This is a genomic window from Sinomonas sp., from assembly GCF_036848755.1.
Lineage (GTDB): Bacteria > Actinomycetota > Actinomycetes > Actinomycetales > Micrococcaceae > Sinomonas.
Genome location: NZ_DAIUJO010000098.1, coordinates 1,546 through 14,093 on the forward strand (window position 1 = coordinate 1,546; position 12,548 = coordinate 14,093).

A 12,548-nucleotide genomic window follows, 5' to 3' on the forward strand; every position below is an offset into this window, starting at 1 on the left:
GGGTCCGCGGCCTCGTCATGGCGCTCCCGCCGATCGCGCTCATCGCCTTGTTCATCGGGCTGCCGATCGTGCTCGCCTTCGGCTTCAGCCTGGGGTTCACGGGCGGCCTCAACCGCACCATCGCGGTGATCGGCCAGAACGTCCACGAAGCTGGCGCGGGCCCTACGCTCGGAGCCTATGCCGACGTGTTCCACGACCGCCGCTTCCTCGAGGACCTCCTGGTCACCGTGCTGGTCACGCTTGTCAGCACCGTCGTCGTCGTCCTCCTGGCCGTGGGGATCGGGCTGTACCTCAAGTTCGGGGGCGGGATGCTCGCCAAGCTCCTCTCGGCGCTTGCCGTGGTGCCGCTCTTCATCCCCGTGGTCATCGCGTCGTGGGCGATCCTCGGCTTCTACTCCGCGGACGGCTTCCTCCGGAGCGTCGCCGCCCACTTCGGCGTGGGATTCCCCGTGTGGTCCTACACCATGGTCACCGTGGTGATCGGATCGGTCTGGACGTCGTTGCCGTTCGCGACGCTCCTGGTCGCCTCGGGCCTCCAGTCCGTGCCCCAGGCCATGATCGACGCGGCGCGCGACGCCGGAGCCTCCTTCTGGCGGGTCGTCACGAGCGTCGTGGTCCCCATGGCGGGGGTGCCGATCATCATCGCGACGACGTTCACGGCGATCGGCATCCTCGGCTCGTTCACCGTCCCGTACTTCACCGGCCCGAACTCGCCCAACATGCTCGGCGTCGCGATGTCGAACTACTTCTCGGCGTTCAACCAGCCCCAGCAGGCGGTGGTCATGGCGTTCGTCGTGTTCGCGATCGCTTCCGGGATCGCCGCGGTCTACGTGTGGGCGAACTTCCGTTCGGCCAAGGAAAGCGGGGCAGTGTGATGGCGAACGCTATCCGTGGCGCGGCTGCGCGCGTGCTGGCGGGGTTGTTCGCCGCGGCGCTTGCGGTGTTCGTCGTCGGCCCTCTCGCTTGGCTAGCCCTCCGGGCCTTTGCGGGCTCGTGGACGTACCCCCATCTCCTCCCGGACGCGTGGACCCTCAAGTGGTGGAGCGTCGTCTTCAGCGACCACGCACTCGGCGTGGCCGTGCAGAACTCACTGTTCTTCGCGCCGCTCACCGTGCTCGTCTCCGCCCTCGTGTGCCTCCCGGCCGCTTATGCGTTCGCTCGCTTCGACTTCCCGGGACGCAAGCTGTTCCTCATCGGGATCTTCGCGGCCAACGCCTTCCCCAAGATGGGCCTCTTCGTTTCGCTCGCCGCGCTCTTCTATGCGCTGAATCTCATGAACACCGTGCTCGGCATCCTTGTGGTGCACGTACTCGGCACGGTGGTGTTCATGACGTGGATCCCTTCCGCGGCGTTCGCCGCCGTCCCACGCAGCCTTGAGGAGGCCGCGCGCGATGCGGGGGCGTCGAAGTTGCGGGTGTTCTTCAGCGTCACGCTTCCGATGGCCCTCCCGGGCATCCTCGTGGCGGCGATCATGAGCTTCCTCGCATCCTTCGACGAGGCGCAGGGGACCTACCTGGTCGGCGCGCCCGACTACATGACGATGCCCACCCAGATGTACAGCCTCGTCCTCAACTACCCGACCCAAGTGGCGGCGGTCTTCTCGATCCTGCTCGCGATCCCCTCGGTCGCGCTCCTGCTCGCCGCCCACAAGCACATCGTCGGCGGCCAGCTCGCCGAGGGCTTCCAGATCAAGTAGAGGCACCATGACTACCAACCCCCTCCTGTCCCGCCGAGCGCACACCGAACCAGCGGCCGAGCCTTCCCCGGCATCCGACGCGAGAGAAGCCGTCGGAGGCCTACAGGTCCGAGGTCTGAGCAAGTCGCTTGGCGGACGCACCATCATCGACAGCCTTGACATGGCGGTCGAGCCGGGCGAACTGGTCTCGCTCCTCGGCCCGTCTGGCTGCGGCAAGACGACGACCCTCCGCATGATCGCGGGCTTCCTGGCGCCCGACGCCGGTTCCATCCGGGTGGGCGGGCGCGAGGTCGTGCACCTGGGGCCCGAGCGGCGCCCGAGCGCGATGGTCTTCCAGAACTACGCGCTCTGGCCGCACATGACCGTTGCGAAGAACGTAGGCTTCCCGCTCACGCTGCGCAAGCGGCCGAAGCTGTCCAAGGCTGAGATCGCCTCGCGGGTGGACGCCGCGCTCGAGCTCGTCAACCTGCTCCACCACAGGGATTCCCGTCCCGCACGGATCTCGGGAGGGGAGCAGCAGCGTACCGCCCTGGCCCGCGCGCTCGTCCAGGAGCCCGAACTGCTCCTGCTGGATGAGCCGTTGAGCAACCTCGACGCGAAGCTCCGGGTCAAGGTCCGCGAGGACATCCGCGAGATCCAGCAGCGGCTCGGCATTACGACCCTCATCGTGACGCACGACCAGGAGGAGGCGATGTCGATGTCAGACCGGATCGCTGTCATGAATGCGGGCCGAATCGAGCAGTTCAGCCACCCCGCGGAGCTGTACAGCACCCCGGCCACCGAGTTCGTCGCGACCTTTGTCGGCAGCCTCAACCGGCTTGAGGGCCGTATCCAGAACGGACGGCTCGTCCCTGGCCGCGCGATCGTGGGCATTCGTCCGGAGGACGTCGTGTTCGCAGAGGACCGGGACGACAGGCCAGGCGACGCCGGTCGAGTCGAAGGACACGACGGCGTCCCCGCGACGGTCGAGCGCGTTGTCCCGCGTGGGCACTTCGCCGAGCTCTGCCTGCGGCGCGACGACGCCGAGCTCCGCTGCTTCGTGACGGGAGCACCGCCCCGGGTCGGGGCACGCGGATGGGCGCGCATCGAGAGATGGCTCGAGTTCGAGGATGGGCGCCTCGTACGCGAAGGCGCCGCGGCATGAGCACGCCCGCGCACTCCGCCTCCTCCATGTCCATGGCCCTCCGTCCGCGTCCCTGCGTCACGGCCCATCGCGGCGACGTCGAGCGGCATGTGGAGAACACCCTCGCCGCAGTCCGCTCCGCCGTCGCCGCGGGAGCAGACTTCGTCGAGATCGATGTTCAGGTGACCCGCGACGGCGAAGTCGTCCTCCTCCACGATCCGACCCTCGAACGGCTCTGGGGCGTACCGCGCGCCGTAGCCGAGCTCGCCTGGGCGGATGTGTCGGCGCTCGGCGACGGCGAGGAACGCATCCCGCTCCTCGCGGAGGCGCTCGCCATCGTGGCTGGGACCTCCTCGGTGCTGCTCATCGACGTCGCGGACCCCACGTGCGCCGCCCCAGCGGTCGGCGTCGTCCGAAAGGACACGAGCGGAGCCCGCGTCGCGTGGTGCGGGCATCTCGACGCGATGACGGTCGTGCGCGAGCTCGACCCGGGGGCGAGCGTGTGGCTCCCATGGAACCGCCGCGACCTGCCCCCCGAGGATCTCATCGAGCGCCTGCGCCCGGACGTGGTCAACTCGGAATATCCCGTTCTCACGCCACGCCTCGTGGCGGCTGCCCACCGGTTCGGCGCCCGCGTCGCCTGCTGGACGGTCGACGACGAAGAGGCCATGCGCTGGGTCCTCGCCCTGGGCGTCGACGCTGTGACGACGAACCGCCTCAGCCTGCTGCAGCGGATCGTCGCCGAAGGGCCCGCTGCGTGGGAGGCCGCCCCTCGGCCGGCGCGGCTCGCCGCCGACGAGCTTGTGGCCGCCGCCGCCGTCGCGCACGAACTGGCAGTCTGGGCCATCGAGTTCACGCGCAGTGCCAACCTGGGCGAGGTCGCCTCGAAGGCCCACCCCGCCGACCACGTCACCGAGGTGGATCTCGCGGTCGAGCAGCACGTGAGGGACGTCATCGCGGCCCGCCTCCCCGGCCATCTCGTGGTTGGGGAGGAACTCGGGGGGATGGCCGAACCGGGAGTCCCATGTTGGTACGTGGACCCTGTGGACGGCACGGCGAACCTCGCCAACGGAGTGCCGTGGACCGCGTTCTCCCTTGCGCTGGCCGTCGACCGCGAACCGCTCGTGGCCGTCGTCGGCGATGTGTGGCGCGGCCAGGTGTTCGCAGCCGTTGCAGGCTTCGGCGCGGAACTGGACGGGGTTCGCCTCGACCTGCAGCCTCTCGTGCCCAAGCCCGCGTCGCTCACCGGCGCGGTGGTCGCCACTGAGCTGCTCGGCCACGAGCCGTGGCCCGGGATGGACGCGTTCGGCGCGGAGCTCGCGGACCGGTTCTGCACCCTGCGGGTCATGGGGTCTGGGACCCTGACGCTCGCCGGTGTCGCGGGCGGCCGCGGCGCCGGTGGGGTCATCGATCGGTTCAGCCCCATCGATCACCTCGCCGCGACCCTCATCGTGCGCGAGGCGGGCGGCCTCGTCCTCGACGACGCGGGCGACGAGGCCCTCTGGCCCGAGTCCGGGGGGGTCCTGGTGGCGCGTCCCGAGCACGCCGCGGAGCTGTACGCCGTGTGGTCCGTGGCGCGCCGAGCTGGGAGGGCCGGCCGGGGTGTGGTCTGACCCGCCGCGGGACGGAAGCCTTTCGGCCGAGGTCGCAGCCTGGACGCGGCGCACGCGCTTCGAACTCGTGCGCCGCCTGCCGCTGCCGTTCGCCACCCATCACCCTCAGGGCATGGCTTTCATCGGCGGACGAATCTTCCTCTCGACCGTCGAGATCCTCGAGTCCCCAACCCCGCTGCCCGGCGCCGGCAACGACCCGGCCCAGCGCACCCCGGGTGCCGGCAACGGGCACGTCCTCGTCCTCGAGCCGGACGGGACGCTGGTAGCCGACGTTCCGCTGGGTGAAGGCGACGCCTACCATCCGGGCGGGATCGACTCGGCCGGAGGGCTCCTGTGGGTCCCCGTGGCCGAGTACCGCGCGGACAGCCGGAGTCTGGTGTATGCGATCGACCCCGCCACGCTCGAGGCGAGCCTTCGCTTCACCGTCGACGACCACGTTTCGTGGCTTGCTGCCAACACCGACGCCCGTGCGCTCTACGGGGGGAGTTGGGGCTCGCGGCGGCTGTACAGCTGGTCGCTCGACGGCGTTGCCGAGGCCCGAACGCGGGCGGCGGAGGTCTGGGAGAACCCGAGCCACTACATAGACTTCCAAGACGTCCAGCAGGACGGCGGGGATCGGCTCATCTGCGGCGGCATCGCCGAGCTGCGCGACCCCCGCGGCGAGGTGTTCGAGCTCGGGGGCATCGCCGTCGTCCGTGTGCACGAACGCCGACTGGGCGCAGAGGTGCCCGTGCCAGCCTTCAGCGCAGCTGGCCACACCGTGATGCGCAACCCGTTCGTGCTCACCCGCGGTGAGGCGGGGACCCTTCTGCACACAGTCCCCGATGACGGCGGGGAGGGGCTGATGTCCGAGCTGCTCACCTACCGCGTGGTCGACACCCCTCGGTCAGTGCCACCGAACGGGGTGCTGACTGGGGTGGCGAACGCGGAACTGCCGCGCCGGGACGAGGGCCGCGCCGACGATTCTGAGCAGAGGGAGCGCGGGCACGTCCGGCAGACCTCCGGCACCTGATCTCGTCCGCATGCGGAATGTCGGAGGCATAGGGCAGAGTAGTCTTCGTGACCCAGCCTGCTGTTCCCGCTCCTTCACGCCCGCAACCCACCTCCAGCGGCAAGACCGCCGGCAAGACCAGCGGCAAGCCCGCCGGAAATACAGCCGGCAACATCGCCGAGAAGATCAACAGGATCATCGCCGATGAACTCGGCGTGAAGGCTTGGCAGGTGGCAGCCGCCGTGGGTCTCCTCGACGGCGGATCTACCGTGCCGTTCATCGCCCGCTACCGCAAGGAGATCACCGGAACGCTCGATGACGCGCAGCTTCGGGACCTCGAAGAGCGGCTGCGCTACCTCCGCGAGCTCGAAGACCGCCGGAGCGCGGTGCTCGCGGCCGTCCAGGAGCAGGGCGCCCTCACAGATCAGCTGGGGGACGCCATCCTGCGCGCGGCGACGAAGGCCGAGCTCGAAGACCTGTACCTTCCCTACAAGTCGAAGCGCCGCACGAAGGCGCAGATTGCGCGCGAGGCAGGCCTCGAGCCCCTCGCCGACGCTCTGATTGCGGACCCCACGCGGGTTCCGGACGAGGCAGCGTCCGCGTTCGTGAGCGAGGAGAAGGGCGTGCCGAATGCTGCCGAGGCGCTTGCCGGGGCACGGGCCATCCTGACGGAACGGGTCGGCCAGGACACCGAGCTGGTGCACGAGCTGCGTGAGCGGCTCTGGTCGCGGGGGCGCGTCCGTGCACAGGCGGCGGAGGGCGCGAATCCTGAGCTGGCGGGGAAGTACGCGGACTACGCGGACTACGTGCAGCCGCTCGCGAGCCTCCCGGGCCACCGCGTGCTTGCGCTCCTCCGTGGCGAGCGCGAGGGCGCTCTCACCGTGGCCGTCACCGAGGCTGATCCGCGCGACGAGGCAGGGCTCGACGAAGCTCGTGCCGGGTACGAAAGCGCCGTTTCCCGCTCCCTCGGGATTCGCGGGGGAGCCGAAACCCCGGGCGGGAAGTGGCTTGCGCAGACCGTGCGGATCGCATGGCGGGGACGCCTCCAGCCTCGCCTCGAATCGGACCTCCGCTCGAGGCTCTTCGAAGCGGCCGAGGAGGAGGCGGTCCGGGTGTTCGCCTCGAATCTGCGTGACGTCCTGCTCGCGGCCCCTGCCGGGAACCGTGCCGTGCTCGGTCTCGACCCCGGGCTGCGGACGGGTGTCAAGGTCGCCGTCGTCGACCGGACCGGAAAAGTCGTGGACACCGACACGATCTACCCGCATGCGCCCGCGAAGAAGTGGAAGGAATCCCTCGCGACGCTTGAGGGCCTAGCGCTCAAGCATGGGATCGAGCTGGTGGCCGTCGGAAACGGGACCGCGAGCCGCGAGACGGACAGGCTTGCGGGAGAGCTGCTGGCCCGGCTTGCGGAGCGCGCGACGCCGGATGCCGGCCAGACCGACACCGGCCAGTCCGACGCCGGCCAGGGGAGCGGCGTCCGCGTCAAACCTGCAAAGGTCATCGTGTCCGAGGCAGGCGCTTCGGTCTATTCGGCGTCAGCCCTCGCCTCAGCGGAGCTGCCGGACCTCGACGTGTCACTGCGCGGGGCGGTCTCGATCGCGAGGAGGCTCCAGGATCCCCTCGCGGAACTGGTGAAGATCGAGCCGAAGTCTATCGGGGTCGGGCAGTACCAGCACGACCTCACCCCCGCGAAGCTGGAGCGCTCGCTCGACGCCGTCGTCGAGGACTGCGTCAACGCGGTGGGCGTTGACGTCAACACCGCATCCCCGTCGCTGCTCGCGCGCGTCGCTGGCGTCGGCCCGCTGCTCAGCCGCAGCATCGTCGAATTCCGGGACGCCAACGGTCCGTTTGCGAGCCGCGCCGAGCTCAAGAAGGTCCCGCGGCTCGGCGCGAAGGCGTTCGAGCAGTGCGCAGGCTTCCTCCGCATCACAGGTGGCCCCGAGCCGCTTGACGCCTCGGCCGTTCACCCAGAGGCCTACGGCTTGGCGCACCGCATTCTCGCCGCGGCTGGCGGTGGGGCGGGCGCGGGGCGTGCCGGGTCTCCGGGGGCGGCGACGGCGTCGGCTGTGGCAACCCTCGACCCTGCCCAGTTCGCCGACGAGCGCTTCGGCCTCCCCACGGTCAAAGACGTCATGGCGGAGCTCGTCCGGCCCGGGCGAGACCCCCGGCCGGAGTTCGTGACGGCGGTGCTCAAGGAAGGCGTGGAGACGATCGCGGACCTCAGGCCAGGCATGGTCCTCGAGGGAACCGTGTCCAACGTGGCGGCCTTCGGCGCCTTCGTCGACATCGGGGTCCATCAGGACGGCCTCGTCCACGTCTCGGCCATGAGCTCCAAGTTCGTCTCGGACCCTCGGGAGGTGGTGAAATCCGGGCAGGTCGTCCGCGTCAAGGTGCTCGACGTGGACGCGCCACGCAAGCGCATCTCGCTCTCGCTGCGCCTCGACGACGAGATCTCCAGCCCCGGCGAGGACCGGAAGCCCGCGAGCCGCAACGGTGAGCCGCGGCGCGAAGGGGAGGACCGGCGTCGTCCGCGGAACGACGACGGCGGGCGAGGCGGCGATCCCGCCCGAGGCCGAACGCAGCAGGGGGCGCCCGACACGGCGCTAGCCGAGGCGCTGAGGCGCGCAGGCCTGACGAAGTGAGCGGCTCGGTGACCGCGAGCCTCGCGATCAGCGGGGAACGCGTGACGCTGCGCGACTGGGCGCCAGCGGACGTCGAAGCATACCGGCGATGGATCGTGCCTCCCGAGGGGGGTGGGGTGCACGAGTGGCAGCTCTTCGACGGGCCGTTCTACGGCCGGTGGTCGGCCGACGGCGCGAACCGTTGGTGTGATGGCCTGCTCGGCAAGGCGCACGACGGCGCGTGGCCGCACGTGCGCGAGAACCTCGCGGTCGTGGACGCCGCAACCGGCGAGTTCGTGGGTCAGGTGTCGTGGTACTGGGAGGAGAAGCCGAGCGACCCCTCCTCGGACGGGACGAGGCTCCTTCCGTGGCGCCGCCTCGGTCTGGTGATCTTCGACCCGGTGCACTGGTCGGGCGGGTACGGCACGGAGGCGCTCGAGCTCTGGACGTCCTACCTCTTCGCAGCGACGGACAGCGAGCGGCTCGACTTCGCCACCTGGAGCGGAAACACCGGGATGTGCAGGGTCGGGGAGAAGCTGGGCTTCACCGAAGAGGCCCGTTTCCGCCGAGCCCGGATGGTGCGCGGCGAGCTATACGACGCAGTCGTCTACGCCGTGCTCCGTGAGGAGTGGGCACGCCGGGCCTAGCTTCTTCGATTGGCCAGACGCCGCCCACTCTGGAAGCATTGCAACGGTGTCGTTTCCTACCCGTCCCCGAAAGGACGCCGCCGAAACGCCTGTTTGGCTGAGGCGGCCTCGCCGACGAGCAAGCCCTTGGAGCCGCCCGCCCCTTTGGCTTGCGGGGGCTGTTGCAGTGGCTGCCGTCGTGTTCGCCCTCGCAACCGTCCCCGTCGTCGTCATGCTGGCCTGTGGACTTGTCCTCGTTGTCGCCTCCCTCTGGCGCTTGCGTTCCCGCCGTGCCGGCGGCACCGGCGTGGTGCCCATGGCGTTCCTCTGGAGCACTCTCGGAGCCCTCGTCCTGTCCGCCGGCGCTGTTGCCGCGCGCGGCGTGTTTCCGGATGGCCCCGCACCGACCGCGGCTCCCGCGCCGACGGTCCAGCTCGGCTCCAACCCGGCGAAGTTCTCGAGCCCCCTCGGCGACTCGCCGTCGGCCGCGGTGTCGGCGCCGGCCTCGATCCTGGGGAGCGTCTCGCCGTCGTCTGTCCCCAGCCTTTCGCAGGCGGGGTTGACGCCGCAGCCTCCCGCCGCGCTCGCGGCACCTGCGCCTCCCCTGGTCGGGGCCGTTTCCGTCCCGCTCTCGGGGGCGGGGGCCGCGGGGGCAGCGACGTCCGGCGCCGCCCAAGGCAGCACCGCTGCAGCGACGGGCGGTTCGCCCGCCGGCGGGACCTCGGACAACACCGCAGCCAGTGCGCCGGCGTCGCAGACCCCGCTGCCGTCGTCCTCACCGGCCCCGGCCTCGACGCAGCCCGCTTCAGCGGCGGCTTCGGCGAGTGCCTCTGCGGGGAGTACTGCCTCGCCGTCACCCACGCCGTCACCGTCCAAGAGCTGCGGTACGGGCATCGTCGGGGTCGTCGTCTCGCTGCAGGACTGCAGATGAGCTGACGGACTCCCAGAAGCGCTGAAGGTCACCTCCTGCAGGAGGTGACCTTCAGCTTTTTTCGTCCCGAGGGGCGGTGGTGCTAGTTCCCGTCCGCGTCTCCGGGCGCAGGTGCCGACGGGGAGCTTGCGCCAATCACGTGGTGCTGCGGCGCCGGCATCTCCGAGCCGGTCCCCTTGACGGACTTCCACACGATCTCGTTGAAGGTCGTCTCGTCGATCTTGTCCTCGCTGCTCGTGTCCTGGGTCGAGGAAAGAGCAGCGAGCGGAGTATTGGCGGCGTTGACCGCCGTCATGGGATAGCTCGGCTTGACCGCCGAGTACGCGGCGAAGTTCGGGTTCGCCGTGAATGAGGCGCTCATCGGCGTCGCATAGGCGTCGAATTGGGTGAGCGGCCTGAAGCCGGCGATGAGCCCGATCGTCCGGATGATCGACGCCGTGCTGTAGAACGTCGAGTCCACCTTGCCGGTCTGCGTGTACGGGCTGATCGCAAGTGCGAGCGTGCGGTGCGCGTCGACGTGGTCCGGCCCGTTCTGGGCATCATCCTCGGTCACGAAGATGGCCGTGTCCTTCCAGATCGACGAATGCGAGACCGTGTCGACGAGGCGCCCCAGCGCGTAGTCGTTGTCGGCGACATATGCCTGCGGCGTGGGAACGCCGGCCTTGGCGCCCTGCGTGTGGTCGTTCGGAAGCCGGACGAACTGGACCGTCGGAACCGTGCCGGCCGAGACCTGCGCGGAGAAGTCCTTCGCCCACTCGTCGATGCGCGGGGTTCCACAGGTCGTCTTGAGCGGCGCGAACGTGCCCGACGAATCGGGGCAGCTGAGATCGAATCCGCGGTAGGCGCGGTCCGTCTTGGCGTCGAGGATGGGATCCGTGGCGACCGATCCGTTCGCGGTGCTGTTCACGAAGAAGCCGTAGTTGCGGAAGCTGACTCCCGCCTTGTCGAGGCGCTGCCACACGTACGAGTTCGCGGGATCCTGCGCGGCGTCCTCAGGGCTGCTGCTTTCGCTCGGATAGGGTGCCTTGCGGCCCGAGTAGTTGGCCGGCCACATCTGCTCCGCATAGGGGTTGGAGTTGGCCTGCGTGACCCAGTTCCACCCGTTGGCGCTCACCTCCGCGTCCGCGTAGAAGTTGTCGATCGTGGTGAACTGCCTCGCGAGGGCGCGGGCGTTGGGCGCCGAGTCGTCCCCGAAGAGGTTGAGGCTTGGATCGCCATTGCCCTTGCCGAGGCTGCCGAACTCCTGGTCGTAGGTCCGGTTCTCCTTGACCACGTAGATGACGTGCTTGATGGGCGACGCCCCGCCGGGCTGGGCCGGGACGACGGCTCCCACGCCCGTCGTCGTCGCCCGGTTGTTGGCCTTGACCTCCTCGGTGGCTTTCTCAAGCTGACCCCCACTGGGGACGCTGTAGCTGCTGAGCGTGCCCTTGATCATGGAACCGGAATACTGGGTCTCGGCCGTCGCCGCTGTGGAGGTCGGGTCGGGGTGGCCCGGGCCGTCATTCGGCCCCGCGCCCAAGCCCTTCGCGTTGGTGACTAGGAGGCTTCCGCCGCGGAAGGCGAGTGACGAGGGATACCAGGCGCTCGGGATCACCCCGGACACGGTCTTGTCCGCCAGGCTGACCACCGCGACGTCGTTGTTGCCCGAGTTGGCCACGAAGAGCCGCCCGCCCTGCTCGTCGAGTGCGAGGGCGGTCGGGTTGGTGCCCACGGGCGCATCCGCGTAGGGGGAGAGGTTGATCGTCTTGGACGCGCCCGTCGCGGTGTCGACCGCGCTCACGGTGTCCGCGTCCCCGTTGGCGACGAAGAGCGTCTTGCCGTCGCCGGAAATCACGGATTTGTTCGGGTGGAGGCCGACCGCAAGTGTGCGGACGACGGCGGGCTGGGCGCCCGAGACGTCGAGGACAGTCACGTCGGACGCACCTTGATCCGTCACGTACGCGGTGTTGCCGTCGGGGGAGAGGGTCACCGAGAGCGGTTTGCTGCCGACCGGAACGGTCTGGACTGCGCCCGTTGACGTGTCGATGACGGAGACGGCGTCGCCGAGCTGGTCGGCGACGACGAGCCGGCCCCCGTCGGGCGTGACGGCGAGACCCGCCGGGTACAGGTTGAGCGCCTTCCCTGCGGGGGTCTTCGTCGGGAGGGCGAGCGGGGCGCCCTCGGTGAGCTTGCCGCCGTCGTACGAGTAGGTGCGGACCTTTGCATTGGCGGCCGCGCTCGCGTACGCCTTCTTGCCATCAGGGCTCCACGCGAGGCCCATGTAGAGGGACTCTGGGGACTTGTAGGGGAGAGTCTGCTCGACGGCGTGATCGGCGACGTCGACGAGTTGGAGCGACTGCGTGCCCTGGCCGTTGTTGGTCACGAGCAGGCGCGAGCCGTCCGGGGAGAGGGCCGAGTTGAGGGGAAGGTCGCCCAGATCGGTCTGATCGCCCCAGGGCGTGATGCGCTGGCCCGTGGGAGTGACGGCGGTTCCGTCCTGGGACGGACCCGCGACGTGCGGGGCGACCGCGACGGCGACGCCGCCCCCTGCAAGGGCGAGGGCGGTGGTAACGACGATGGTTCGGCGTGCGGTTTTTGACAGTCTCGTCATGCGTGTGACAGTAGGCAGCGAACTTTAACGCCATAGCCCACTTTGATGACGCCCGAGTTGCCCTTCGGAAGCTCTTGGCTCCGCGCGGCACCGACCTCTCGTTGCGCCGTCACTTTCGCAGGGTACACACCCTGCGAAAGTGACGGCGCAACGGGGAACCTCCGCCTGCCCCGCCACGCGGGGACTCCGTTTGCCCTGCGACGGCCGGCATAGCAGAATTGGCCTGTGCGGCATCGTCTTCCGCATGCCCACAACTGAACATGCCTCTGATCTGCGGCGGGAGAGTCCTGCGAGCACGAGCAAGCAGGCGCCGTAGGAGCAACACCTCCCCAGGAATCTCTCAGGCACCTGTACCGC

At 69.6% G+C, this 12,548-nt stretch carries 9 protein-coding genes and 1 riboswitch; of the genes, 8 read left to right on the plus strand and 1 reads right to left on the minus strand.

Going from position 1 to position 12,548, the window contains the following annotated elements:
* From V7053_RS14425 to V7053_RS14460, 8 genes are all read left to right on the plus strand, one after another.
* Positions 1 to 875: ABC transporter permease (locus tag V7053_RS14425; RefSeq protein WP_334172969.1), on the plus strand; the 875-nt coding region annotated here is incomplete at its 5' end.
* On the plus strand, positions 875 to 1,696 hold the full coding sequence (locus tag V7053_RS14430; RefSeq protein ID WP_334172976.1) for an ABC transporter permease: 822 nt from the start codon (positions 875 to 877) through the stop codon (positions 1,694 to 1,696). The genes V7053_RS14425 and V7053_RS14430, both read left to right, overlap by 1 nt.
* 7 nt (positions 1,697 to 1,703) lie before the next feature.
* Entirely contained in the window at positions 1,704 to 2,840 is a 1,137-nt protein-coding gene (locus V7053_RS14435; RefSeq protein WP_334172970.1) for an ABC transporter ATP-binding protein, read from the plus strand.
* Positions 2,837 to 4,432 carry an inositol monophosphatase family protein gene (locus V7053_RS14440; RefSeq protein WP_334172971.1) on the plus strand — a complete coding sequence of 532 codons (1,596 nt, stop codon included), beginning with the start codon at positions 2,837 to 2,839 and terminating at the stop codon, positions 4,430 to 4,432. Before V7053_RS14435 ends, V7053_RS14440 begins: the two co-directional genes overlap by 4 nt.
* Entirely contained in the window at positions 4,422 to 5,444 is a 1,023-nt protein-coding gene (locus V7053_RS14445) for a DUF6454 family protein (protein WP_334172972.1), read from the plus strand. The genes V7053_RS14440 and V7053_RS14445 overlap by 11 nt, the downstream gene beginning before the upstream one ends.
* 47 nt (positions 5,445 to 5,491) lie before the next feature.
* On the plus strand, positions 5,492 to 8,065 hold the full coding sequence (locus V7053_RS14450) for a Tex family protein (protein WP_443022624.1): 2,574 nt from the start codon (positions 5,492 to 5,494) through the stop codon (positions 8,063 to 8,065).
* Positions 8,062 to 8,691, plus strand: coding sequence for a GNAT family N-acetyltransferase (locus tag V7053_RS14455; protein ID WP_334172973.1), 630 nt, complete (start codon positions 8,062 to 8,064; stop codon positions 8,689 to 8,691). The genes V7053_RS14450 and V7053_RS14455 overlap by 4 nt, the downstream gene beginning before the upstream one ends.
* Before the next feature lie 166 nt (positions 8,692 to 8,857).
* A complete protein-coding gene (locus tag V7053_RS14460) occupies positions 8,858 to 9,601 on the plus strand; it encodes a hypothetical protein (RefSeq protein WP_334172974.1) in 744 nt (247 codons plus the stop codon).
* Between the two features lie 82 nt (positions 9,602 to 9,683).
* Here V7053_RS14460 and V7053_RS14465 read toward each other — a convergent pair whose 3' ends face one another.
* Positions 9,684 to 12,191 carry an alkaline phosphatase family protein gene (locus V7053_RS14465; RefSeq protein WP_334172975.1) on the minus strand — a complete coding sequence of 836 codons (2,508 nt, stop codon included), beginning with the start codon at positions 12,189 to 12,191 and terminating at the stop codon, positions 9,684 to 9,686.
* A gap of 267 nt (positions 12,192 to 12,458) precedes the next feature.
* A riboswitch (glycine riboswitch) is annotated at positions 12,459 to 12,548 on the plus strand. This riboswitch is flagged as partial in the annotation.